The 23,268-nt window shown below is 40.4% G+C and carries 16 protein-coding genes and 3 tRNA genes; 9 read left to right on the top strand and 10 right to left on the bottom strand.

From position 1 onward, the window contains the following. Window position 1: 1 nt before the first annotated feature. The 5 genes from P3L56_RS08930 (at window position 2) to P3L56_RS08910 (ending at window position 2,772) form a co-directional block, all read left to right on the top strand. Window positions 2-78, top strand: a tRNA-Val gene (locus P3L56_RS08930). Between the two features lie 32 nt (window positions 79-110). Further along, window positions 111-187 (top strand) — tRNA-Val (locus P3L56_RS08925). A gap of 32 nt (window positions 188-219) precedes the next feature. Further along, window positions 220-296: transfer RNA gene (locus P3L56_RS08920), tRNA-Val, on the top strand. Between the two features lie 405 nt (window positions 297-701). Next, on the top strand, window positions 702-2,114 hold the full coding sequence (gene pykF / locus P3L56_RS08915) for a pyruvate kinase PykF (RefSeq protein ID WP_042844034.1): 1,413 nt from the start codon (window positions 702-704) through the stop codon (window positions 2,112-2,114). 421 nt (window positions 2,115-2,535) lie between these two features. Next, a complete protein-coding gene (locus P3L56_RS08910; protein WP_004263789.1) occupies window positions 2,536-2,772 on the top strand; it encodes a major outer membrane lipoprotein in 237 nt (78 codons plus the stop codon). A 94-nt stretch (window positions 2,773-2,866) separates the two neighbouring features. On the opposite strand, the gene P3L56_RS08905 is transcribed toward P3L56_RS08910, so the two are convergent. The 9 genes from P3L56_RS08905 to P3L56_RS08865 all read right to left on the bottom strand — a co-directional run bounded on the left by P3L56_RS08905 (window position 2,867) and on the right by P3L56_RS08865 (window position 13,708). Further along, window positions 2,867-3,934 carry a L,D-transpeptidase family protein gene (locus tag P3L56_RS08905; RefSeq protein ID WP_048607013.1) on the bottom strand — a complete coding sequence of 356 codons (1,068 nt, stop codon included), beginning with the start codon at window positions 3,932-3,934 and terminating at the stop codon, window positions 2,867-2,869. 237 nt (window positions 3,935-4,171) lie between these two features. Next, on the bottom strand, window positions 4,172-4,588 hold the full coding sequence (gene sufE / locus P3L56_RS08900) for a cysteine desulfuration protein SufE (protein WP_042844037.1): 417 nt from the start codon (window positions 4,586-4,588) through the stop codon (window positions 4,172-4,174). A gap of 36 nt (window positions 4,589-4,624) precedes the next feature. Beyond that, on the bottom strand, window positions 4,625-5,863 hold the full coding sequence (sufS, locus tag P3L56_RS08895) for a cysteine desulfurase SufS (protein WP_042844038.1): 1,239 nt from the start codon (window positions 5,861-5,863) through the stop codon (window positions 4,625-4,627). 5 nt (window positions 5,864-5,868) lie between these two features. Beyond that, on the bottom strand, window positions 5,869-7,176 hold the full coding sequence (sufD, locus tag P3L56_RS08890) for a Fe-S cluster assembly protein SufD (protein WP_042844039.1): 1,308 nt from the start codon (window positions 7,174-7,176) through the stop codon (window positions 5,869-5,871). Beyond that, window positions 7,151-7,897, bottom strand: a complete 747-nt coding sequence (sufC, locus tag P3L56_RS08885) for a Fe-S cluster assembly ATPase SufC (protein WP_042844040.1) — start codon at window positions 7,895-7,897, stop codon at window positions 7,151-7,153. Before sufC ends, sufD begins: the two co-directional genes overlap by 26 nt. Before the next feature lie 46 nt (window positions 7,898-7,943). After that, entirely contained in the window at window positions 7,944-9,443 is a 1,500-nt protein-coding gene (gene sufB, locus P3L56_RS08880) for a Fe-S cluster assembly protein SufB (protein ID WP_042844041.1), read from the bottom strand. 16 nt (window positions 9,444-9,459) lie between these two features. Beyond that, window positions 9,460-9,828, bottom strand: a complete 369-nt coding sequence (sufA, locus tag P3L56_RS08875) for a Fe-S cluster assembly scaffold SufA (RefSeq protein WP_042844042.1) — start codon at window positions 9,826-9,828, stop codon at window positions 9,460-9,462. Window positions 9,829-10,238: 410 nt separating this feature from the next. Then, on the bottom strand, window positions 10,239-10,655 hold the full coding sequence (gene menI, locus P3L56_RS08870; protein ID WP_042844043.1) for a 1,4-dihydroxy-2-naphthoyl-CoA hydrolase: 417 nt from the start codon (window positions 10,653-10,655) through the stop codon (window positions 10,239-10,241). Further along, window positions 10,655-13,708: an FAD-binding and (Fe-S)-binding domain-containing protein gene (locus P3L56_RS08865; protein WP_042844044.1), complete on the bottom strand. Its 3,054-nt coding sequence runs from the start codon at window positions 13,706-13,708 to the stop codon at window positions 10,655-10,657. The genes menI and P3L56_RS08865 overlap by 1 nt, the downstream gene beginning before the upstream one ends. A gap of 256 nt (window positions 13,709-13,964) precedes the next feature. Between P3L56_RS08865 and ydiK the strand changes: the two genes are divergently transcribed. Next, entirely contained in the window at window positions 13,965-15,080 is a 1,116-nt protein-coding gene (ydiK, locus tag P3L56_RS08860) for an AI-2E family transporter YdiK (protein ID WP_042844045.1), read from the top strand. Between the two features lie 706 nt (window positions 15,081-15,786). On the opposite strand, the gene ppsA is transcribed toward ydiK, so the two are convergent. Next, window positions 15,787-18,165 (bottom strand): phosphoenolpyruvate synthase, encoded by a 2,379-nt coding sequence (gene ppsA / locus P3L56_RS08855; protein WP_042844046.1) that lies wholly within the window; start codon window positions 18,163-18,165, stop codon window positions 15,787-15,789. Between the two features lie 295 nt (window positions 18,166-18,460). Here ppsA and P3L56_RS08850 point away from each other — a divergent pair, with 295 nt between their 5' ends. The 3 genes from P3L56_RS08850 to P3L56_RS08840 all read left to right on the top strand — a co-directional run bounded on the left by P3L56_RS08850 (window position 18,461) and on the right by P3L56_RS08840 (window position 23,142). Continuing rightward, window positions 18,461-19,282 carry a pyruvate, water dikinase regulatory protein gene (locus P3L56_RS08850; RefSeq protein ID WP_269466240.1) on the top strand — a complete coding sequence of 274 codons (822 nt, stop codon included), beginning with the start codon at window positions 18,461-18,463 and terminating at the stop codon, window positions 19,280-19,282. 119 nt (window positions 19,283-19,401) lie between these two features. Further along, a complete protein-coding gene (locus P3L56_RS08845) occupies window positions 19,402-20,451 on the top strand; it encodes a 3-deoxy-7-phosphoheptulonate synthase (RefSeq protein WP_042844048.1) in 1,050 nt (349 codons plus the stop codon). Window positions 20,452-20,982: 531 nt separating this feature from the next. Further along, window positions 20,983-23,142, top strand: a complete 2,160-nt coding sequence (locus P3L56_RS08840) for a TonB-dependent hemoglobin/transferrin/lactoferrin family receptor (protein ID WP_198861326.1) — start codon at window positions 20,983-20,985, stop codon at window positions 23,140-23,142. The last annotated feature ends 126 nt before the right edge of the window (window positions 23,143-23,268 follow it).

The raw sequence follows: 23,268 nt of genomic DNA, 5'->3' as shown, positions 1-23,268 counted from the left end.
TGCGTCCGTAGCTCAGTTGGTTAGAGCACCACCTTGACATGGTGGGGGTCGGTAGTTCGAGTCTACTCGGACGCACCATTTCTAGTGAACAACGCTTGTTAATTTTCAATGCGTCCGTAGCTCAGTTGGTTAGAGCACCACCTTGACATGGTGGGGGTCGGTAGTTCGAGTCTACTCGGACGCACCATTTCAAGTTAACTCAAAGCATACTCTTTCAGTGCGTCCGTAGCTCAGTTGGTTAGAGCACCACCTTGACATGGTGGGGGTCGGTAGTTCGAGTCTACTCGGACGCACCATTTTGCTAACCTCCTCCTATTGATTCTAATATTTTCCTTGATTGTCTGTCGATCTTCCCTTACTTTGTTGCGCAACAAAATAAATCGCAAACTATTTACTGAGTATTTGATCTGAGTGACGACTTCTTTCAATTTAAGAAAATTTGATTTGTCTCACAGTTTTTTGTTGTCTATAATACTCATGCTGGCTGAAAGGTTTCAACAGCAATAAATCAGTGTGTTAGCTTTAATTGAATTTGTCATCTACACTATAATAAGAATCAAAATGAGATAAATTTTAGCGTAAAATGAATTAACCACCAGACTGTCGCCTATTCTTATAAATGAGTTGCGCAACACATTTTATCATGCGCACTAAGCATCGGCGACAATACCGATTTCCTTTATAACCTTAGATAGACTGCCATGAAAAAAACCAAAATTGTTTGTACTATCGGTCCAAAAACCGAATCAGAAGAAAAACTGACCCAACTCCTTGATGCTGGCATGAACGTTATGCGCCTCAACTTCTCTCACGGTGACTATGAAGAACATGGTCAACGTATCAACAATCTTCGCTCTGTGTGCGCAAAAACTGGTAAACAAGCAGCTATCCTGCTGGACACAAAAGGTCCTGAAATTCGTACCATGAAATTAGAAGGTGGTAACGACGTCTCTCTTGTTGCCGGTCAAACCTTTACTTTTACGACAGATACTTCCGTTATCGGCAATAAAGATAAAGTTGCTGTCACTTATGCAGGGTTAACTTCTGATTTAGAAGTAGGCAATACTGTATTAGTCGATGATGGCTTAATTGGCATGAAAGTCACTAGCATCACTGCTACTGAAGTTATTTGCGAAGTCTTAAATAACGGTGACCTCGGTGAGAAAAAAGGGGTTAATCTACCCGGCGTTTCAATTGGCTTACCCGCATTAGCCGAAAAAGATAAAGAAGACTTAGTTTTTGGTTGCCAACAAGGTGTGGATTTTGTAGCTGCCTCTTTTATCCGTAAACGTTCTGATGTAGAAGAAATTCGTGCTCACCTGAAAAAACACGGCGGCGAAAACATTCAAATTATCTCTAAAATTGAAAATCAAGAAGGTCTAAATAATTTTGATGAAATTTTAGAAGCATCTGATGGCATCATGGTTGCACGTGGTGATTTAGGGGTAGAGATCCCTGTTGAAGAAGTTATTTTCGCGCAAAAAATGATGATTGAGAAATGTGTTGCAGCACGTAAAGTGGTTATTACTGCGACCCAAATGTTAGACTCAATGATCAAAAACCCGCGCCCGACTCGTGCAGAAGCAGGGGATGTTGCAAACGCGATTTTAGATGGTACCGATGCAGTGATGCTATCAGGTGAAAGTGCAAAAGGTAAATATCCTGTAGAAGCTGTCACTATTATGGCAACGATTTGTGAGCGCACTGATAGTGTGATGCAAACTCGCATCGATAACCAAAAACCAAGCCAGCGTTTACGTGTTACTGAAGCGGTATGCCGTGGCGCAGTAGAAATGTCTGAAAAATTAGATGTTCCTCTGATTGTTGTTGCAACATACGGCGGTAAATCAGCAAAATCGGTTCGTAAATATTTCCCAACCGCACCTATTCTTGCATTAACAACTAACGAAGAAACTGCTCGTCAGTTATTATTAGTCAAAGGCGTGATCCCGATGATTGTTGGTGGGTTTACTTCTACTGACGACTTCTATCGTGAAGGTAAACGTGCAGCGTTAGAAAGTGGTTTAGCGGTTTCAGGTGATGCTGTTGTTATGGTATCCGGCGCATTAGTACAAAGCGGTACGACCAATACTTCATCTGTTCATGTGCTCTAAATAAACTCTCATAAGTTGTATGCAAAAAGGCCGATGGTAATTAATTTAACCATCGGCCTTCTTATTTAAAGTTAACATTTTGTGCTGTCCTGAAGTAACTATTTACTTATTTTGTACCCCCAAGTAAATATTCTCTTATCATTATTAGTGTAAAATCAAAAAAAGCCCTTAAATTGGTCAAATAACCGCCATCATTGTTCTTGATTTAAATTTTTCTTCTTTTTCCTAGTACTAATATTAAAGTATTTCTAGCAAAACTTTATATTTAGTACTAGCATAAGACTAAGTAAGTGCCATACCCTAATTTTCATTAGGTTGTTTTAAAGGGATATAGCAAGCTTTAAGATAACAGTCTTGGCTCTATTGTTTGGTGACTTGCTTTTTTATATTTTCAAGATAAATCAATCTAGAGGGTAAAATAATGATTCGTACTAAAATTGTACTGGGCTCTATCGTATTAGCTTCAGCATTACTAGCGGGTTGTTCTAACAGCACTGAAGTGCAAAAACTCTCTTCAGACGTACAAACTCTGAATGGTAAAGTTGATCAACTGAGCAACGACGTTCAGTCTCTGCGTTCTGACGTACAGACAGCTCAAGAAGAAGCAGCTCGCGCTAACCAGCGCTTGGACAACCAAGTTCGCACTTACAAAAAATAAGTTCGATTTGGTCGTTATTTAGTCGAAAAGACGCTTCTTTGAAGCTAGTAGCATTTATGAGGGCCTATGAAAATAGGCCCTTATTTTATTGAAATTATTGCGTTATTGCAGAAGAGCGGTACTTAGCCGGTAGCAATGCACCAACTTTACCATCATAGATAGGTTCAGGTTGTGAGATACTAAAGGGTTCAATAGGAACTAAACCTTGCTGTGTTTGGCTTTCAGTATCAGGAATACTATTACCTTGATCATTATTGACCCTCACAGGCATACCAGAACGCCTTGCCAGTTCTTTTTCTACTAAGCCCTTGTCAACCCCTTCATTTTCTAAAAAACGCTTGAAATCGTCAGACAATTTGATTGGCATCGTTTGTGGGTCATCACTGCTTGTCCGAGATAACGGTTGATGTACTTCAATATAATAGCTTCCATCCGCTTCTTTAGAATATTTCACCGGTTGGTCAATAACTTGGACCCGTGTTCCTTTTGGTACCGTTTTGAATAATGCTTCAATATCATCAGGCCGTAAGCGAATACATCCCGAACTAACTCTCATGCCAATACCAAAGTCTGCATTAGTACCATGAATTAAATATTCACCTCGACCATAAGATAACCGTAACGCATATAGCCCCATCGGATTTTCTGGTCCCGCAGGAACTACCGCAGGCAAAGTTATCCCCTCTTTGGCATAATTTTTACGAATGTTTGCTGTTGGTGTCCATGTAGGGTCTTTAATTGATTGGCTGACAGATGTCACCATTTCAGGCGTGTCACGCCCCAATTGACCAATACCTATTGGGTAAACAATAACATTTTCACTATTCGCAGGGTAATAATATAAACGAAGCTCAGCGAGATTAATGACAATCCCCGTTCTTGGTGTAGCGGGTAATAGCATTTGTGCGGGGATGATCAGTTCCTTGCCCGCTTCAGGAAGGTAAGGGTCTGTCCCAGGGTTTGCTTCTAACATACCCAATAAGCCTATTTGGTAATCACTGGCGATAGCTTCTAACGGGCGCCCATCATTTGGTACAACATACGTCAGGTTTTCCCCGATTAGGCGTGTATTACTGTCAGGTAATGGATACTCTTTTGCCTGAGCCGGAGCCAACAAGGCACTCATGACAAACAAACTTGCCGCCGTCAAAACTCTTTTCATACCTACTCCAAGGAAAATGGTGTTCTTACAATAATGCAATGATTATTGCTCATAATAGCAACTATCTTGCATATCTTTAATACTAAATAAATATTTTAGTTAATAATTAGCACTGAGCTAATCCATAATAATTAGTCTAATAATAATAACTTAATTAAATACATGAGTTTAGAGTAGCATAGAAAAGAAAAAAGATTGGCGAGGAGAAAGGGAGCAAACTGTACTCCCCTGATATTATTATGCTAATTGACCTGCACGAGCTAAAATTGAGCGGATCATGGCATTTAAGCCTTGTGTACGTGAAGGGGTTAAATGCTGCTCCAATGCTAATTGCTCAAAAAAAGACTTAACATCGAGCCCTAATATTTGTTGCGCGGTTTTGCCTTGAAAAAGAATAATGACAATTGCCACTAGCCCTTTAACTATTGCTGCATCGCTGTCACCAGCAAACATAATAGCCCCGTCCGATTGCTTTTGCATGTCAATCCAAACCTGACTTTGGCAACCTGCAATCAAATTATTATCACTTCTTTGTGCTTCAGTTAAGTCAGGTAAACGTCCACCAAGTTCAATCATATATAAATAGCGTTCTTCCCAATCCTGACAACGGGAAAAGTTACGTAATAACTTATGTTCATCGGGTAATGCGGGCATACTGATTTCCTTTACCAAAACAATCTGTTTTATGTGCTAGCCTAACAATTTTTTAATTCGCTGTAACGCACTGAATAAAGAATCGATTTCTTCTTTGGTCGTGTAAATCCCCACAGAAGCTCGGCACATAGCAGGAACATGATAGTGTTCCATTAATGGTAAAGCACAATGGTGCCCTGTACGTATCGCTATTCCATATCTATCAAGAAAAGACCCAACATCATAAGCATGGTGTTGCCCTAAATTAAATGCCAGTACACCTTCCCGTTTATCATTACCATATAATGTGACTGACGGTATTTCTTGCAGTTTTTCCGATGCGTATGCCATCACTTGAGCTTCATGAGCAAATACATCCGCCAAGTTTAGTGCATTCAAATAATCAAATGCCGCCCCTAAACCTATAATGGCACTAACATTCGGGGTACCTGCTTCAAAACGCCATGGGGCATCAGCAAATGTGATACCTTTGGTCAAGCTGACTTGGCGGATCATCGCCCCACCGCCTTCCCAGGGTGGCATATTATCAAGGACCGCTTTTTTACCGTAAAGTACCCCAATCCCTGTCGGCCCATATAATTTATGGCCGGAAAAAACGTAAAAATCACAGTCTAAGGCTTGTACATCAACTTGCTGATGCATAGCTCCCTGCGCACCATCAACAAGAATGGCAATCTCACTCCCTTTCGAAGCCGCAATAGCCCTTGCTTGTTTGATGATATCTTGTACAGGATTAACCGTTCCTAATACATTGGAAATATGCGCAAAACTCAATAAACGAGTGCGAGCATCAATAAATTCATTGAGTGAATCTAGCTGCAACCTTCCATCATCAGAAATCGGAATAACACGGATCTCGAAACCGATTTCTTCAGCCAACATATACCAAGGAACAATATTCGCATGATGTTCCATTTCCGTGATAACTATATTATCCCCTTCATGGAAATACTTGCGGCCAAAGCTATTTGCAACAAGATTAATGCCTTCCGTGGTGCCTTTTACAAAGACAATTTCTTCATTTGATGCAGCATGGATAAAATTAGCCGCTTTTTGGCGCACTTCTTCCATCATCGTGGTTGCATTAGCACTGAGAGTATGAATTCCACGGTGTACCGCAGCATAGTGATGCAACGTGAACTCACTTTCTTTCTCAATAACTTGCAGCGGTTTCTGTGCACTAGCGGCAGTATCTAAATACACCAAAGGATGATTATTGATTAGTTGAGATAAGGCAGGAAAGTCCTGCCTTACTGAAGCTACATTGAACAGCATAGGTATTAAACCTCCGCTAAGCGCTGGCGGATGTTTGCCATCACAGCGTGTTTTAATTCTTCCGATTCAATAGATTCTGTTAATTCAGCAGCAAATGCGATAATAATCATATGTTTTGCTGCTTTGCCATCGATTCCCCTTGAACGCAGATAAAATAATTGCTCATCATCGATTCGACCAACTGTTGCACCGTGACCGCATTTTACATCATCAGCATAAATTTCAAGTTGTGGCTTAGTATCAATTTCTGCTTTTTCCCCTAACAATAATGTATTGTTAGTCATTTGACCGTCTGTTTTCAACGCATTTGGCGCAACTTTAATCATACCATTAAACACGGCCTTGCTATTGTCCATAGCAATGACTTTATGCCACTGCTGGCTGTTACAGTAGCCTTTGTTATGCTCAAGATAGGTTCGAGTATCTGCAATTTCACTGCCCTTCGGTAATAGCAAACTATTAAGTTCGAAATCGCTATTTTCCCCATCAAGACGTGCGCTAGTATGGTTACGGGTTAATGAGGCACCGAGTAAAAAACTACTGCTTTTTACTCTGCTATCGCGCCCAACAATAATATCATTGTGCGCAAAATGCTGGGCTTGTTCATTTTCTACATTCAATTTGAAATGGCTAAAATCAGCATTATCACCCACTTCAACGGTTAAACGACTTCCCGTCATGTGAGCTTGACCATTTAAGCTTACAAAATGTTCAATTACCTGTGCTTTACTATTGGCTTCTAAACTTAAGTGGTAACGATATTGGCTAAGATTTGTTGCTTGTGTACCTTGATTACCACTAGAGATATTCAATAAATAAAGTGGTTTTTCAGCAATTTTATTCGCCGATAAAGAAATTACCAACGGTTGCACCGCTAAACTTTCGGTTAAATGTAAAAAAATTTCACTATTAACTGGAGATGGCAGCAAATCTTGGTTATCGAGTAAAGCGACTTGGAATGGCCCCATATCGATAGAACTTAACGCAGAACTATAACGACCATCAACTAACACAATGCGGTATGCATCAATGTGTAGAGCTAAGGCTTCGCATTCCGCTGCAGCAACATCTGCTTCACTAAAACGATACTCCGTTTCTAATACACTATTTAATGGCGTGTAATGCCAGTCTTCATGACGAAATGTAGGTAAACCGACATGCTTTGCCATTTCCCAATGGGTTTTAGCATGTTGTGAGTTCGCCCCATGACGCTGTTCATATAATGTCGCAAAACGTGACATTGCGCGCTCATTGAGCGCAGCAACTTGAGCACGTTTCTCTGCTTTCTCACTGTTGGTCAATAAGCCAGCCATAACCTTGCTCCTCAAGTTTTTTCGCTAAACTGAAATCACCCGATTTGATGATTTTCCCTTGATAAAGCACATGGACAAAATCTGGCTTCACATAATCCAAAATACGCTGATAGTGAGTCACAATTATGAATGAGCGATCAGGCGAACGCAGAGAGTTAACCCCATTTGCCACAATTTTCAACGCATCGATATCCAAGCCTGAATCCGTTTCATCTAAGATACACAGTTGCGGCTCAAGTGCTGCCATTTGCAAGATATCATTACGTTTTTTCTCACCACCAGAGAAGCCTACATTCACTGAACGCGCCAGTAAGTCTTCGGGCATTTCCAATAGTTTGATTTTATCTTCGATAAAGTCTTGGAAATCAAAGCGATCTAAAGCTTCTTGCTGACGATATTCTCTTACCGCATTCACCGCCGTTTGTAGGAAAAACTGATTACTTACACCAGGAATTTCAACGGGATATTGAAAGGCTAAAAAGACGCCCTCACCTGCACGCTCTTCAGGGTCTAGCTCAAACAGGTCTTTACCTTTAAATGTCACTTCACCACTGTCAACTTCATATTCTTCACGTCCTGCGAGAGTGGCTGACAATGTACTTTTACCAGAACCATTCGGCCCCATGATGGCGTGGACTTCCCCTGGTTTTACTTCCAGAGATAACCCTTTTAAAATCTCATTCCCTTCTACACTCACGTGTAAGTTTTTAACACTTAACATATTCACATGCCTTTAGCGCTTAAGCGCAAATAAACTCATATTAGGATCAGCCAACGCTGTGTTCTAAGCTGATCGCCAGCAATTTTTGTGCTTCTACGGCAAATTCCAACGGAAGCTCCGAGAACACATCCTTACAGAAACCATTTACAATCATTGAAATGGCATCATCTTCGCTAATGCCACGTTGTAAACAGTAAAACAGCTGGTCTTCCCCTATACGTGAGGTTGTTGCTTCATGTTCTAATTGTGCCGTATTATTTTTTACTTCCACATAGGGAAAAGTATGTGCTCCGCATTGTGTCCCTATTAACATAGAGTCACACTGGGTAAAGTTACGCGCGTTATGAGCACTCGGTAAAATTTTCACTAATCCGCGATAACTGTTCTGACTTTTACCTGCTGAAATCCCCTTGGAAATAATTGTAGAACGCGTATTTTTCCCAATATGGATCATTTTCGTTCCAGTATCAGCTTGTTGATTACCATTGGTTAATGCAACGGAGAAAAATTCACCTACTGAGTTATCACCTTTGAGAATAACACTTGGGTATTTCCATGTAATAGCAGAACCGGTCTCAGACTGTGTCCATGACATTTTAGAATTTTCACCTTCGCATAATGCACGTTTAGTCACGAAGTTTAAAATCCCACCCGTTTCGCTATCACCACCAGAAAACCAATTTTGCACCGTTGAATACTTCACTTCTGCATCTTTGTGAATAATCACTTCAACCACAGCAGCATGGAGCTGGTAGCTATCACGGACAGGCGCTGAACACCCTTCGATATAACTCACGTAGCTCCCTTCATCAGCGATGAGGATAGTACGTTCAAATTGGCCTGTTTTCGCCGCATTAATCCTAAAATAGGTTGAAAGCTCCATAGGACAATGCACCCCTTTCGGGACATAAACAAACGTACCATCTGATGCAACCGCAGCATTGAGTGCCGCAAAAAAGTTGTCATGACTTGATACAACAGTACCTAGGTATTTTTGTACCAGTTCTGGATATTCTTGGATCGCTTCACTAAACGAACAAAAAATAACGCCATGTTTGGCAAGGTCATCACGATATGTCGTCGAAACGGAAACCGAGTCAAAAATAGCATCAACCGCGACGGCTTTCCCTTCACGAACCGGAACACCTAGTTGATTAAACGCTTCTTCAACTTCTGCCGTTAAATAACTATTGGTTTCAGCAACACCAGTACCTTGAGTTGCACCTGATTGAGAACCGCACGTATCATCACACGCACCACATGATGGTGCAGAGTAATAGCTATAATCTTGATAATCTAAGCTTGGATAATTCGCCTTAAGCCAATGTGGCTCCTCCATGCCTTTCCAATGATTAAAAGCATCGAGGCGGAATTGTAGCATCCACTCTGGTTCATTACGTTTTGCTGAAATGGCGCGGATCACATCTTCGTTGATCCCTTTTTCCATTTCATCCGTTGCGACTTCAGTAAAGAAGCCTTCTTTATAACGCTGGTCATCAAGCCAGCTTTGAACATCATCGCCAACTTCTACATTGCTCTGTGACATAATCTGACTTCACATGTTAAACGCCGAAGCTTTCACCACACCCACAGGCATGTTGTGCTTTCGGGTTATTGAATTTGAAAATTTGATTCAGCCCTTCTTGGACAAAATCAACGACTGTACCATCAATAAATGGCATTGCTTCTTTTGGCACATAAAGACGTGCGCCATCGAGTTCAAATAACAGGTGTTGGTCTGTTGGGTTTTCGATCATTTCAAATACATAACCGAAACCTGCGCAGCCAGACTGTTTTACGCCCAGTGAAAGCCCTTTCGTATTTGGGTTTTGCACCATCAATTTTTTGATTTGTTTTGCAGCGCTTTGTGTCAGGCTAACTCCCTGCCAACTGTTTTCATCAAATGAAAATGTCTCTACACCGTCAGTCATATTGACCCCACATTTCTTATGGCTTTTCAGCCTGTTATCAGGAGATTAACTCTGTCTACCCTATGGTAATGATTAGCTATTCTACTTCAACCATTTGTTTTAAGAGGTTATAGCTATTTTAGTTCTTTTTTTATTCATTATGAGCTTATCGAATCACCAATAATGTCTTTCTTATCACTTAACTTATTGAAATAAGAAAAATAAAATAGAACTATTTTTTTATTTGATTTTGTACTGAATAATACAATTAAATGACACAAATTAATAAAGATGTATTTATTATACAACTTTATTAATGCGATAAAAAACGAATTTACGGATAAAACAGCAGATAAAAACACTACTAATAGGAAGGTTATTGGTGGCTTTTAGCTACTCAAAGCCTACAAGCCACCTAAGCATAGCTGTGATTATTCAAATAATACCGCAGTCGTTAGACGGGAAGTACAACACAGTTTTCCTTGTTCATTGAATATTTCAATATTCCAAACTTGCTGGCGACGCCCTAAGTGAATAGGTTTGCAAATGCCTTTAACAACCCCCGAACGCGCTGCACGGACATGGTTTGCATTAATTTCTAGACCAACCACTCTTTGCTCACCTTCCGTACATAAATAACCCGCTATTGACCCTAAAGACTCAGCAAGCACCACGGAAGCGCCACCATGAAGTAAACCAAACGGTTGTTTAGTTCGCTCATCAACAGGCATTGTTCCCTCTAAATAATCATCACCAAATGCTGTGATCTCAATACCAATATGCCCTAACATGCACGTTTTTGACATTTCAGCTAATTGTTGCAAATTAAATTGACGTTTCCAAATCATTAAACTATCTCCAACAGTGCTTGAATCGGGTGTTTTATAACTGTATTTTCCATACGCTTCACTTGGCTACGGCAAGAATAACCGGGGCTTAAGCAACGCTCTTTTGGTAAAGAGGCCATCGCTCCTTTCCAAGATAAGTTATAAATTCCTTTGGAATTTTCAAGGTTTGCCACTTCATGACCGTAAGTTCCCGCCATTCCACAGCAACCCACACTGACATTATTCAGTTTGTGGCCAAAACGTGCAAATAAGCTTGCCCATTGGCTCGCACTATTTGGTAAAGCCGTTGATTCCGTACAATGCCCAAAAAAGTACCAAGGCTCAGCTGCATTTACTTTGGCATTTTGTGGTGCAGGTAAACTCACTAACCATTCATGAGCCAACATTACAGTAAACTGGCACTGTTCTTTTCCTAAAATTTCATGGTATTCATCGCGATAACATAAAACTAATGCAGGGTCGACGCCAACCATGGGTAACTTTAATTTTGCTACGCGATTTAAAAAGTCTGCGGTTCTACGTGCTGTTTTCGCAAACTTTGCCAAAAAACCCTTAATATGCTGCGCCTTACCATTCGGTGAAAATGGTAATAAAACAGGTTTATAGCCCAATTTTTCAATTAATCGCACAAAATCTGCGACCACTTTCGCATCGTAATAGCTGGTGAAAGGGTCTTGTACTACCAACACGTATTTTTCGCGCTGAGCAGCCCCCATACCTTCTAGTTGCTCGAGTGTTACTGACACCGCAGTATGCCCCAAAAGCTCTTGTTTCAATGTAGGCTGAGAAAATAAGGGTAAATCAACCATACCTATCGTGTGTTGGCTAAGCTTTTGCACTATTGGCTGACGTAAAAAGAAATTAAATACACCTGGTACCTTAGAGAATAATGGTGCACTGCTCTCTACGTTAGCAACAATATGATCACGCACAGGGCGTAAGTAGCGACCGTGATATAAGGCTAAAAATTTCGCTCTAAATGAAGGTACATCAATTTTGATTGGGCACTGTGTTGAGCAGGCTTTGCAAGCAAGGCACCCGGCCATTGATGCTTTTACTTCGTGAGAAAAATCGTAATCTCCTTGCTTTGCCCGCCAAGTATTACGCGTTTTCTCAATTAAACCGCGTAAGGAAGGTGAGTCTTGCTTAATGCCCTTTTCGAGGTAGTCCGGAGTCACTCCTTGATCTGCTAATAGCCTTAACCATTCTCGAACAAGTGTTGCACGACCTTTAGGTGAATGAATGCGCTGACCACTCACTTTCATCGACGGGCACATAGGGCTTTTAACATCAAAATTAAAACATAGCCCATTCCCATTACACTCCATGGCTCCCCGAAATTGCTCGCGAACCTGAACAGGGATTTGCCTATCATAAGTGCCTCGTTTGATATCATCGACCTGTTTCATTGGAGCATCAAGCCCTGCTGGAGGGCAAATCTTCCCAGGGTTCAAACGGTTGTCTGGGTCAAATGCCGCTTTGATGTTACGTAATTCGCTATACAGTACGTCCCCAAAAAACTCAGGGCTATATTGTGCGCGAAAACCTTTACCATGCTCTCCCCACAGCAACCCACCATATTTAGCTGTTAATGCAACAATTTCATCAGAAATTTGTTTCATCAATATTTCTTGTTGTGGATCACACATATCTAGAGCTGGCCGAACATGTAATACCCCCGCATCGACATGACCAAACATGCCATAATTCAGATTATGGCCATCGAGTAGCGCTCGGAACTCAACAATATAATCAGCTAGATGCTCTGGTGGTACACAAGTATCTTCTACAAATGGAATTGGTTTTGCCGCACCTTTACTATTACCTAACAAGCCAACTGCCTTTTTACGCATATTATAAATGCGAGTTATATCATCAAGGTCATGACAAGTTTGATAGCCAATCACACCCGCTTGATTATTTGCCATTAACTCATCAAGTCGTTGGCACAAACTGTCTGTCAGCTGGTTAATTTCACTTTCATCATCGCCACTAAATTCAACGATATTAAGACCTAACATTTCTTTATTAGGAATATCAGTAATTAATGCTTTTACAGAGTGCCAAACGATATCTTCACGGGCTAGATTCAGCACTTTAGAATCGACGGTTTCAACAGATAATGCTTTAGCATCAACCATAAAAGGGGCATTACGCAGTGCTGACTCAAAAGAGTCATATTTTACGTTAACCAGCCTGCGTACTTTTGGCAATGGCGTGATATCAAGGGTGGCTTCAGTAATAAACGCTAAAGACCCCTCTGAACCCGTCAAAATGCGGGTAAGGTCAAATTCAGTTAATTCATCATTAAAAACATGACGTAAGTCGTAGCCTGTCAGAAAACGATTTAACTTTGGGAATTTTTCTTCAATTAATGGCCGCTGTTCTAAGCAGCGTTCTAGTACCGTTTTATAAATACGCCCGACAATAGAATCCTCGGACGCAATCGATTGGGCGAGTTCGATAGGCATAGCACGAGTATCAATGCACTCCCCCCCTAATACCATGGCTTTAACACCTAAAACGTGGTCGGATGTTTTACCGTAGACTAATGAACCTTGCCCTGATGCATCGGTGTTGATCATTCCCCCCAAGGTTGCACGGTTACTGGTCGATAGCTCAGGAGAGAAGAAATAACCATAAGGTTTTAAAAATTGGTTTAACTGATCTTTGATTACGCCAGCTTCAACTTTGACCCAACCTTGCTCGGGGTTTATTTCTAAAATACGATTCATATAGCGGGACATATCCACGACAATCCCTTCTGTTAAGGATTGCCCGTTAGTCCCTGTACCACCACCTCTTGGCGTAAAGCTAAGTTCACGATATTTGGATTGCCCGGCTACGCGTGTAATAATTTGTACATCTGCACTAGAACGCGGGAAAACAACCGCTTGAGGCAATAGTTGATAAATACTGTTGTCTGTCGCCATGGATAACCGTTCAGCGTAGCTGGTACCGTTATCACCAGTAAAACCTTGTTCTTGTAGCTCATGCAAGAACTCAATGACTAATTGACTAAGATGAGGAGCTTCTGATATACGCGGGATCATTATTAACGATGACTCTTGTTGTTTAGTGTTCGCATTACTCGTTATGTACTATCTTTACTTTAAGTTGCACAATAGCGTCTCAGGTTTATGACTTATTACCTTCACAGCTAGTAAAAACGGTACAGCCGCTGATGACATTGTCATAATGAACCATATCACAATATTGTTTTTTTTAATCGTGAAAAATAATTTCGTTATTTTCACCTAAAAATTTGCCGTATAAGCAGAATTTTCATTTATTAAGGATCAATCATTAATGGAAAAATCGCAAAAACGTTTGGATCTCCCCAAACTTATTTTCGGCCTATTGTCCATCATCTTAATGATAGCCGCCTGTTTTTGGGTACTTAATCCCTTTATTCTTGGCTTTGTATGGGCAGGGATGATGGTTATTGCAACATGGCCACTATTATTACGGCTAGAAGCGCGCTTATGGCGTAAGCGTTGGCTAGCTGCATTAGTGATGGTTCTTCTTATATTACTGTTGTTTGTTATCCCATTAGGGGTTTTGATTGGAAGTATTATTGATAATAGCACTCCATTGATTGATTTAGCCAAGTCCCCTTCAAGCCTGACATTACCAGAGCTAGAATGGCTAAATACCATACCGATGGTAGGCGAAAAAATTTATTACGCATGGCATAGCCTTGTAGCGAGTGGTGGTAACGCCCTACTCGCAAAAATCCAACCTTACTTTGGTCAAGCCGCGGGGTGGTTCGCCACACAAGCGATCAGCGCAGGGCGCTTTGTGTTTCATCTAATCTTAATGTTACTGTTTAGCGGCTTACTTTACCTTAAAGGTGAATCTGTCATGTTAGGCATACGTCACTTTGCTGTGCGCCTTGCAGGCATGCGTGGTGATGCAGCTGTTTTATTAGCAGCTCAATCAATAAGAGCGGTGGCATTGGGCGTCGTCGTGACAGCGTTAATCCAAGCTATTGTCGGTGGGATTGGCCTTGCACTTTCTGGCATTGGTTATGCTGCAATCCTCACTGTTTTACTGTTTATCTGCTGTGTTGCTCAAATAGGGCCGCTGTTGATTATGGTGCCATCTGTTATATGGTTATTTTGGACTGGTGATACCACTTGGGGAATTATTCTCGCCATTTGGGCTGCGGTTGTGGCAACAATGGACGGTGTTCTTCGTCCTTGGTTGATTAAAATGGGTGCCGATTTGCCGATGGTACTAATCTTAGTTGGGGTTATCGGGGGTATCTTATCATTCGGGATGATAGGCCTATTTATCGGTCCCGTTGTATTAGCTGTTTCATATAGTTTATTAAAAGCATGGATGAATGAGGTAGCTATGCCTAATGAGAACTTAGCTGAAACAGAGAAATTTCTTGAAGATGTGTTCATGATTAAGAAATAGTTGCAATTAATTGAAACAGGCATGTTGTCGATATACATGTCTGTTTCATTAATGATTTCATTTCTCATTAATATTTAGAAACAATATTTAACATTCTAATGTTAGTATTTAGCCTAATTTATGTTAACATAATTCTATTGGAATAATTCTCTTAAGTAACAACAAGTAAGTTTATTATTGAGAGTGTTCTTAATGCTTGTATAATATGAATACTTTATTATCTAGCCATTGAATCAAACAAACATGAAAAGCCATGCTAACCCCTTAAAGCACGGTTTTATTAACCAAATTGCTGTGTGTAGTCTTTGCCTGTCAGCCCATGATAGGCTTTTTTTTTATCTAGTTCCTCAATATGAAAATTATTCACATCAAAATTAAATCATCTGTTTTATAAGTATTGATAAGAATCAACTTCTGGTACCAAACATAAGTAAACATACTCCTTTAGCGTTATATATAACCCGCACTATTATTACTTTCATGAGCTTTATAATTAAAGTACATTTAATTACTCATTATACGCGTGATTGATTTGGAATAATTATGTTTATGTACGCAAAAAGAATTGCATAATCATTCAATCGAGTTATTTAGTATGAAATAACTCAATAATAGCTATTAACTATTGTAATAATAGATAATTTAAATTAATAAAAAAAGCCGAAAGGTTTTCACCTCTCGACTTTCATTATTAGCTCAGTAATGATTACTGATTTTCAGCGATCGTTAACCAAGTTTGCACGACAGTGTCTGGGTTTAAAGATAAACTATCAATACCTTCATCAACTAACCACTGAGCGAAGTCTTGGTGATCTGAAGGACCTTGCCCACAAATACCAACATATTTATTTTGGCGTTTAGCTGCTTGTATTGCCATCGATAGCATTGCCTTAACCGCGTCGTTTCGCTCATCGAATAGCTCAGAAACAACACCTGAATCCCTATCAAGGCCTAATGTTAATTGAGTCATATCGTTTGAACCAATAGAGAACCCATCAAAGTGCTCAAGGAATTGGTCAGCCAGCAAAGCATTCGATGGTATTTCACACATCATAATCACTTTTAAGCCGTTCTCTCCGCGCTTAAGGTCATGTTTTGCCATCTCCGCAATGACAGCCTCAGCTTGTGCGACAGTACGCACAAACGGGATCATTACCTCAACGTTCGTGAGCCCCATAGTATTACGCACGCGCTTAACGGCTTCGCATTCCAACGCAAAACATGCACGGAAGCTATCAGAAACATAACGCCCTGCACCACGGAAACCAAGCATAGGGTTTTCTTCTTCAGGCTCATAAATATCCCCACCGACTAAATTGGCATATTCATTTGATTTGAAGTCTGATAAACGCACAATAACGCGTTTTGGCCAGAAGGCTGCTGCTAACGTTGAAATACCCTCGGTTAATTTGCCCACATAGAACTCGATTGGGTCGTCATAACCGGCCATCATTTCGCGGATTTCAGTTTGTAATTCAGGAGACTGTTCATCAAATTCTAACAATGCTCTTGGGTGAACACCAATCATGCGATTGATGATAAACTCCAGTCTCGCTAAACCAACACCTTCATTTGGCAAACAAGCAAAATCAAATGCACGGTCAGGATTACCCACATTCATCATGATTTTGACACCAAGGCTTGGCATTTCACTCACTTCAGAACTGTGAATTTCAAATTCCAACTTGCCTTGGTAAACAAAGCCAGTATCACCTTCCGAGCAGGAAACAGTGACTTCTTGACCTTCTTGTAAACGGTCAGTTGCATCACCACAACCAACGACAGCAGGTATCCCTAGCTCACGAGCGATGATAGCGGCATGGCAAGTACGCCCACCACGATTAGTGACAATCGCAGCAGCTTTTTTCATGATTGGCTCCCAGTCAGGGTCTGTCATGTCTGTAACTAAGACATCACCAGCCTGAATGCGATCCATCTCACTTAAATTATGAATCACTTTTACTACACCGGAACCAATGCGGTGACCAATAGCACGCCCTTCAACTAAAACCTGTCCTTGCTCTTTGAGTTGATAGCGTTCCATGACTTGTTGATTTGAACGCACTGTTTCTGGTCTTGCTTGGACAATATATAAACGCCCATTGTGGCCATCTTTAGCCCACTCAATATCCATTGGACGACCATAATGCTTTTCAATCTGTAAAGCTTGACGAGCGAGCTCTTCAACTTCATGGTCAGCCAGAGAGAAACGATTGCGTAGGGTTTCTGGCACATCTTCAATCTGAACTTGTTTACCGTGCTCTTTACTATCGGCATACACCATTTGTAGTTTTTTAGAGCCTAGAGTACGGCGTACAATCGCAGGGCGGTTATTTTTCAAGGTTGGTTTATGGACATAAAACTCATCCGGATTTACCGCCCCTTGTACCACCATTTCACCTAGACCATAAGCTGAGGTAATGAAAACTACCTGATCAAAACCGGATTCGGTATCAATAGTAAACATCACGCCCGAAGATGCTAAATCAGAACGTACCATTCTTTGCACACCCGCCGACAGAGCTACTCCACGGTGATCGTAACCTTGGTGAACACGATACGAAATAGCGCGGTCATTAAACAACGAAGCAAAAACATGTTTAATCGCCACTAATACAGCATCAATCCCTTGAACATTAAGGAATGTCTCCTGTTGCCCCGCAAATGAAGCATCAGGCATATCCTCTGCGGTTGCTGATGAGCGAACAGCAAATGATGCTTCTGCTTCCCCTTCTGAAAGTTGAGCGAACGCGTCACGAATATCTTGTTCCAACTCCTTCGTCAATGGCGTATCAATCACCCATTGACGGATCTGAGCACCTGCAACAGCCAGTTGGTTCACATCATCAATATCCGTTTCATCTAGCAGGTTATAAATGCGTTGATTTACACCGCTCTGCTCCAGAAAATCATTAAACGCCTGTGCGGTTGTCGCGAAACCGTTAGGTACGGATACACCCAGATCAGATAAGTTTGTGATCATTTCACCTAAGGAGGCATTTTTACCGCCAACCCGGTCAACATCATTCATCCCTAATTGGTTATACCAAAGTACATTACACGGAGTAAGGCCATTTGTGGACATTGAAAGTGATCCTTTTATAGCAATTTAGTGACAGAGTACAAATCGTAAAAAATCTCATTGGCGAAAATTCGCCTCGTGAAATAGACTAGCACAGACATTAATAGAAGATGGACTGGTGAATCGTTCCATCAAATAAGAAAAATGTTTTGTTCTAAAAATCGCTCAAATAATGGCTATACTTTCCCTTATAAACTAATTTTTAAACTTTAAACAAAGATAATATCTCTATAAAACTAGTGATAAATACAATAAAAGATAAATAACAATGAATAAATTAGATTCGATGAACAACCCAATACAAAGAACTGTTTTCTTTATTTCAGATGGTACAGCTATCACAGCTGAAACTCTGGGGCATGCTGTCCTTTCACAATTTCCACTAGCTTTTATTTCTTATACCCTGCCTTTCGTTACCACGCCGGCCCGCGCACAAGAAATAAAACAAAAAATTGATACCATATTTGAAGAAACACAACTTCGCCCATTAGTGTTCTATTCGATTATTTCCCCTGAAGTTAGGCAAATCATCACGCAAAGTTCTGGTTTTTGCCAAGATATTGTCCAAAGTTTAGTTGCTCCAATCCAAAAAGAAGTTGGCCTTGAACCAGAACCTAAGCTCAATCGTACGCACGGCTTGTCAATGCAAAATATGATCCAATACGATGCTCGTATTGCAGCCATTGAATATACACTCGCACATGATGATGGTATTTCTCTGCGTAATTTAGACCAAGCTCAAGTCATTCTTATCGGTGTTTCTCGCTGTGGCAAAACCCCTACCAGCTTATATTTAGCTATGCAATTTGGCATTCAAGCCGCCAATTATCCATTTACTGCTGATGATATGGACAATCTAAAGCTCCCCGTGGCTCTTCGCCCTTATACCCACAAATTATTTGGCTTAACGATTAGCCCTGAACGTTTAGCTGCTATCCGTGAAGAACGCCGTGAAAATAGCCGTTATGCATCGATAAGGCAGTGCCGTATTGAAATTGCTGAAGTCGAAGCATTATTTAGGCAGAATAAAATCAACTACTTAAATACAACTAACTACTCAGTGGAAGAAATTTCAGCAAAAGTGATTGATACAATGGGTTTACAGAGACGTATATTTTGATAAAAAATATAAAATATAATTGATACAAATTACTTTGTAGGTTGAAATTAAGCCATTTTCGTTTATTGTGATCTTTATCACTGATACGGCTTCTGCCTATTAAAGTTTTGAGAACCAAAATGCAAAAAACTGATGAATTACGCACTGCAAGAGTGGACAGTTTAATTACACCACAAACTCTCGCTGATGAATTTCCTATTTCCCAAAAGGTTGCCAATAACGTGACAGCGTCACGTAAGCGCATAGAACAGATCTTATCGGGGGAAGACCCGCGTTTACTTGTTATCGTCGGTCCTTGCTCAATTCATGATATTGACGCGGCAATTGAATACGCGACAAAGCTGAATGTATTAAGGGAACGTCATCAAAACCGCTTAGAAATTGTTATGCGGACTTATTTTGAAAAACCGCGCACCGTTGTTGGCTGGAAAGGACTAATTTCTGACCCAAATTTAGATAACTCCTGCCAAGTCAATACAGGAATACGCCTCGCGCGAAAATTACTAATAGAAGTTAACCAGCTTGGTTTAGCAACAGCAACTGAGTTTCTCGACATGGTTACGGGCCAATATATTGCTGACCTTATTAGTTGGGGGGCTATTGGTGCGCGAACGACAGAAAGCCAAATTCACCGCGAAATGGCTTCTGCGCTCTCCTGCCCTGTTGGTTTTAAAAATGGTACAGATGGCAATATTAATATTGCTATTGATGCAATTAGAGCCGCAAAAGCACAACATATGTTTTTGTCCCCAGATAAAAACGGTCAAATGACCATCTACCAAACCAGCGGTAACCCACATGGCCATATTATTATGCGCGGGGGGAAACAACCGAATTATTCTGCTGGGGACTTAGCCGCAGCCTGCGATAAGCTTCGCAAATTTGAACTGCCAGAGCATTTAGTCGTCGACTTTAGTCATGGTAATTGCCAAAAAATTCACCGCCGTCAATTAGAAGTCGCTCGGGATATTGCAGAGCAAATAAAGGATGGCTCTACCGCGATAAGCGGTGTAATGGCTGAAAGCTTTTTAATTGAAGGCACACAGAAAGTCATCGCTGACCAAGCTTTAGTTTATGGTCAATCGATTACTGACCCATGCCTTGGCTGGGAAGATACTGAACAACTCATTGAAATCCTTTCTCAAGCGGTTGATTCTCGCTTCAAATAGCCTAGCTTAGTATCAAACATTTCCATCACGCCCTTTAGTTATATTCTAATTAAAGGGCTTTTTAATATAAAATAACAATAATACTCAATTAAATATAATTTATTTATATTAATAACTGTTTATTTAAATTAAAAGCACAGATTAAATCAAAAAACTCTTGACCACCCAAACCTTAACGATAATAATTCTCACTACAGCTCGTTTTATCTATTAGCTCACTGTAAAACAACGCCATTATTTCTATTAATGACTATAAAAGACGATAAACAATAGGTTAAGTCCCCATAAAAATTCGGGTATGTATTCATCTAAGGTGCTTACTAAATTGAAATGGAGCTCTTTGCTTATTGGCAATAAATAGCAAATATAACAATGGATTGTTTTATATCGCTATCAAATTTATCAACCAAAAGGCGGGGTTGATAATAAACGCTAATAAATAAAAACGTTATATAAAATACTTTTAGCATGCCACCCAGATAATCTATCCAGGCAGCCAGCGTAACCTAAAATATAAGGAAAGGACTTCCTATGCAGTTTAAACCGATGCCTGCATCTATATTCCAAGAAAAAAAATTCCCTATTTCAACACTCACCATCGCTATTACTTTAGCCGGGTTGAGCCATTCCGTATTAGCTCAAGATGTTATCCAAGTTTCAGCCTCCCCCTTCGGTTTTGAAGAAATTGCCGTGGCTGAGCAAGTTGATGTGATTGACGCCCAAGCGCCTGAACAACAATCTGCAACTTCTGCCTTGGATTTACTAAAAGGCCAACCCGGCGTATTTGTCTCTGGGTCTAATAGCACTTATGGCCAAGGCATTCAAATGCGAGGGTATGACTCTCGGGGGGTAAAAGTCACAATCGATAACATCACTCAAGATTTTAACTCAGGGTTATATGATGCCACTTTTATCGACCCGACTTTGATTAACAAAGTGTATATCCACAAAGGCTCCGCATCAGTTCATCATGGTGGAGGTGCTCTCGCTGGGGTGGTCGCATTCAAAACATTAAATGCCGCCGATATTTTAAAACCGGGGCAAAAATTAGGTGGGCGAGCGTTTAGCGGCATTAACCGTAATGACCATAGTTACTATGCAGGCGCAACTTTATTAGGTCGTTCTGAGTCATTTGACACATTGCTCAGTTACAGTCAGCGTAAAAAGCATATTATGGGTTCTCCCGAATTTGAGCTGGCACATAATGTTGAAAAAATCCATAACTGGATGCTCAAAACTACTTGGCTACCACACCCATCTTACAACCTAACATTACAGTTAAAAGAATATCGAAACGATAGCCTGAGCTTAAAACAACCGGCAAAACCCACGGAAAAAACTAAGTATCCGAACGCCCCCCATGAAAGGCAAAGCCACCAGCGGGATATTGCAATTAATCAGTATTTTAAGCCGCAAAACAGCTTAAATTGGCAAGCTGAATGGAGCGTTTATTATACCGACTTGTATTTAGACCAAACTGATACCATCAAAATTATCAAAAAGCCTGATGAATATGGCCCTGAGGAACGCAACCAATACACCTATGGGACTAAATTTTCTAATAGCGTCTCTTTACCGATGTATAACTGGGTAAACCACTATATTCAAAGTGGTTTTGAATATTACCAACAGAAACAAACATCAAATCAATATGCAATCAGCTATCCGCCATCAGAATTGTCTAACATGTCTGGCTGGCTGGTAAATGATATGACTTTGCACCATTTACCCATCACTTTCTCCGCAGGGACACGTTTCACCCAGTACCAAACTTCTAGAGAGAATTTCCCTGAAAACAAGCATACTAACTGGTCATCTCGCTTTGCTGTAAGTGCAACCCCTACTAGCTGGTTAAATCTTCATTCATCATACGCTGAAGCATACCGTACTCCAAGAATGTCGGAGCTTTATAACAATTCAAACCATTTCACTATTCCACTTTTTTTTGGCGCCTCTATTAAATCTGATTTCCGTCCATCACCAGATTTACAGCCTGAAACCAATAAAACATGGGAGACAGGTTTGAAACTCAGTTTTGACGAGCTTTATTTTAAAAATGACTCCCTTCAATTTGGTTCGACTTATTTTCACACTAAAGCAAAAAATTACATAACTGTCGATGGCGAGTACCCCTTATCCTTCAATCCAAGAGCTCGAGATGGTAATAAAGTTGGTCGAATGGAACACTTCCCGAAGAAAATATTTTTTATAAATATTCCATCCGCAACTATTCATGGATTTGACAGTTTTGTTCACTATAAAACACATTGGTTTGATATCGCTGTTAACCATAATCACACGATGGGAAGAGAAGATGGTACAAATTATTCTTTATCATCTATTCGCCCCCAAACGTTGACAGCCAGAATTAATGCTCCAGTTGCAACAACAGGAATTCAAATTGGCTGGATTGGTGAGTTTTCAGCCAAAACCAAGTTCCAAGGCAACGCTAAATATCAACGTCCCCATCACAAATCTGATAAAGGCTTAGATCGCTATCATAAAGAAGTCATTCAATACGCAGGATATGGAGTTCATGATTTTTATGTGAATTATCAAGCTGATGAATTCATTAAAGGGCTAAGTTCCACGCTTACTATGAAAAATGCCTTTGATAAACAGTATATCTCTTCCATGGGGGTCCCACAGGAAGGTAGGAATTTTTACTTTAACGTAAATTATAACTGGTAATTTAGTAACAAATAATAGTTAACAACCAATAAGTTATGTTATCAGCTAATTTCATAGCGCAAATTACTATGTCCTTATACGAAATTAGTTGATAACACTTTACTCTACTTAATCTTAAGGAAATTA

This window comes from Providencia sp. PROV024, from assembly GCF_032709665.1.
Classification (GTDB): domain Bacteria; phylum Pseudomonadota; class Gammaproteobacteria; order Enterobacterales; family Enterobacteriaceae; genus Providencia; species Providencia huashanensis.
This window is presented reverse-complemented; position numbering and strand designations above follow the sequence as displayed.

Excerpts from the sequence above, each read along its gene's own strand:
- P3L56_RS08905 (WP_048607013.1), bottom strand. The coding sequence starts at position 3,934 with ATGAAAAGAGTTTTGACGGCGGCAAGTTTGTTTGTCATGAGTGCCTTG.
- sufC (WP_042844040.1), bottom strand. The coding sequence starts at position 7,897 with ATGTTAAGTGTTAAAAACTTACACGTGAGTGTAGAAGGGAATGAGATT.
- sufB (WP_042844041.1), bottom strand. The coding sequence starts at position 9,443 with ATGTCACAGAGCAATGTAGAAGTTGGCGATGATGTTCAAAGCTGGCTT.
- sufA (WP_042844042.1), bottom strand. The coding sequence starts at position 9,828 with ATGACTGACGGTGTAGAGACATTTTCATTTGATGAAAACAGTTGGCAG.
- P3L56_RS08910 (WP_004263789.1), top strand. The coding sequence starts at position 2,536 with ATGATTCGTACTAAAATTGTACTGGGCTCTATCGTATTAGCTTCAGCA.
- P3L56_RS08865 (WP_042844044.1), bottom strand. The coding sequence starts at position 13,708 with ATGATCCCGCGTATATCAGAAGCTCCTCATCTTAGTCAATTAGTCATT.
- ydiK (WP_042844045.1), top strand. The coding sequence starts at position 13,965 with ATGGAAAAATCGCAAAAACGTTTGGATCTCCCCAAACTTATTTTCGGC.
- sufD (WP_042844039.1), bottom strand. The coding sequence starts at position 7,176 with ATGGCTGGCTTATTGACCAACAGTGAGAAAGCAGAGAAACGTGCTCAA.
- menI (WP_042844043.1), bottom strand. The coding sequence starts at position 10,655 with ATGATTTGGAAACGTCAATTTAATTTGCAACAATTAGCTGAAATGTCA.
- P3L56_RS08845 (WP_042844048.1), top strand. The coding sequence starts at position 19,402 with ATGCAAAAAACTGATGAATTACGCACTGCAAGAGTGGACAGTTTAATT.
- ppsA (WP_042844046.1), bottom strand. The coding sequence starts at position 18,165 with ATGTCCACAAATGGCCTTACTCCGTGTAATGTACTTTGGTATAACCAA.
- sufS (WP_042844038.1), bottom strand. The coding sequence starts at position 5,863 with ATGCTGTTCAATGTAGCTTCAGTAAGGCAGGACTTTCCTGCCTTATCT.
- pykF (WP_042844034.1), top strand. The coding sequence starts at position 702 with ATGAAAAAAACCAAAATTGTTTGTACTATCGGTCCAAAAACCGAATCA.
- P3L56_RS08840 (WP_198861326.1), top strand. The coding sequence starts at position 20,983 with ATGCAGTTTAAACCGATGCCTGCATCTATATTCCAAGAAAAAAAATTC.
- sufE (WP_042844037.1), bottom strand. The coding sequence starts at position 4,588 with ATGCCCGCATTACCCGATGAACATAAGTTATTACGTAACTTTTCCCGT.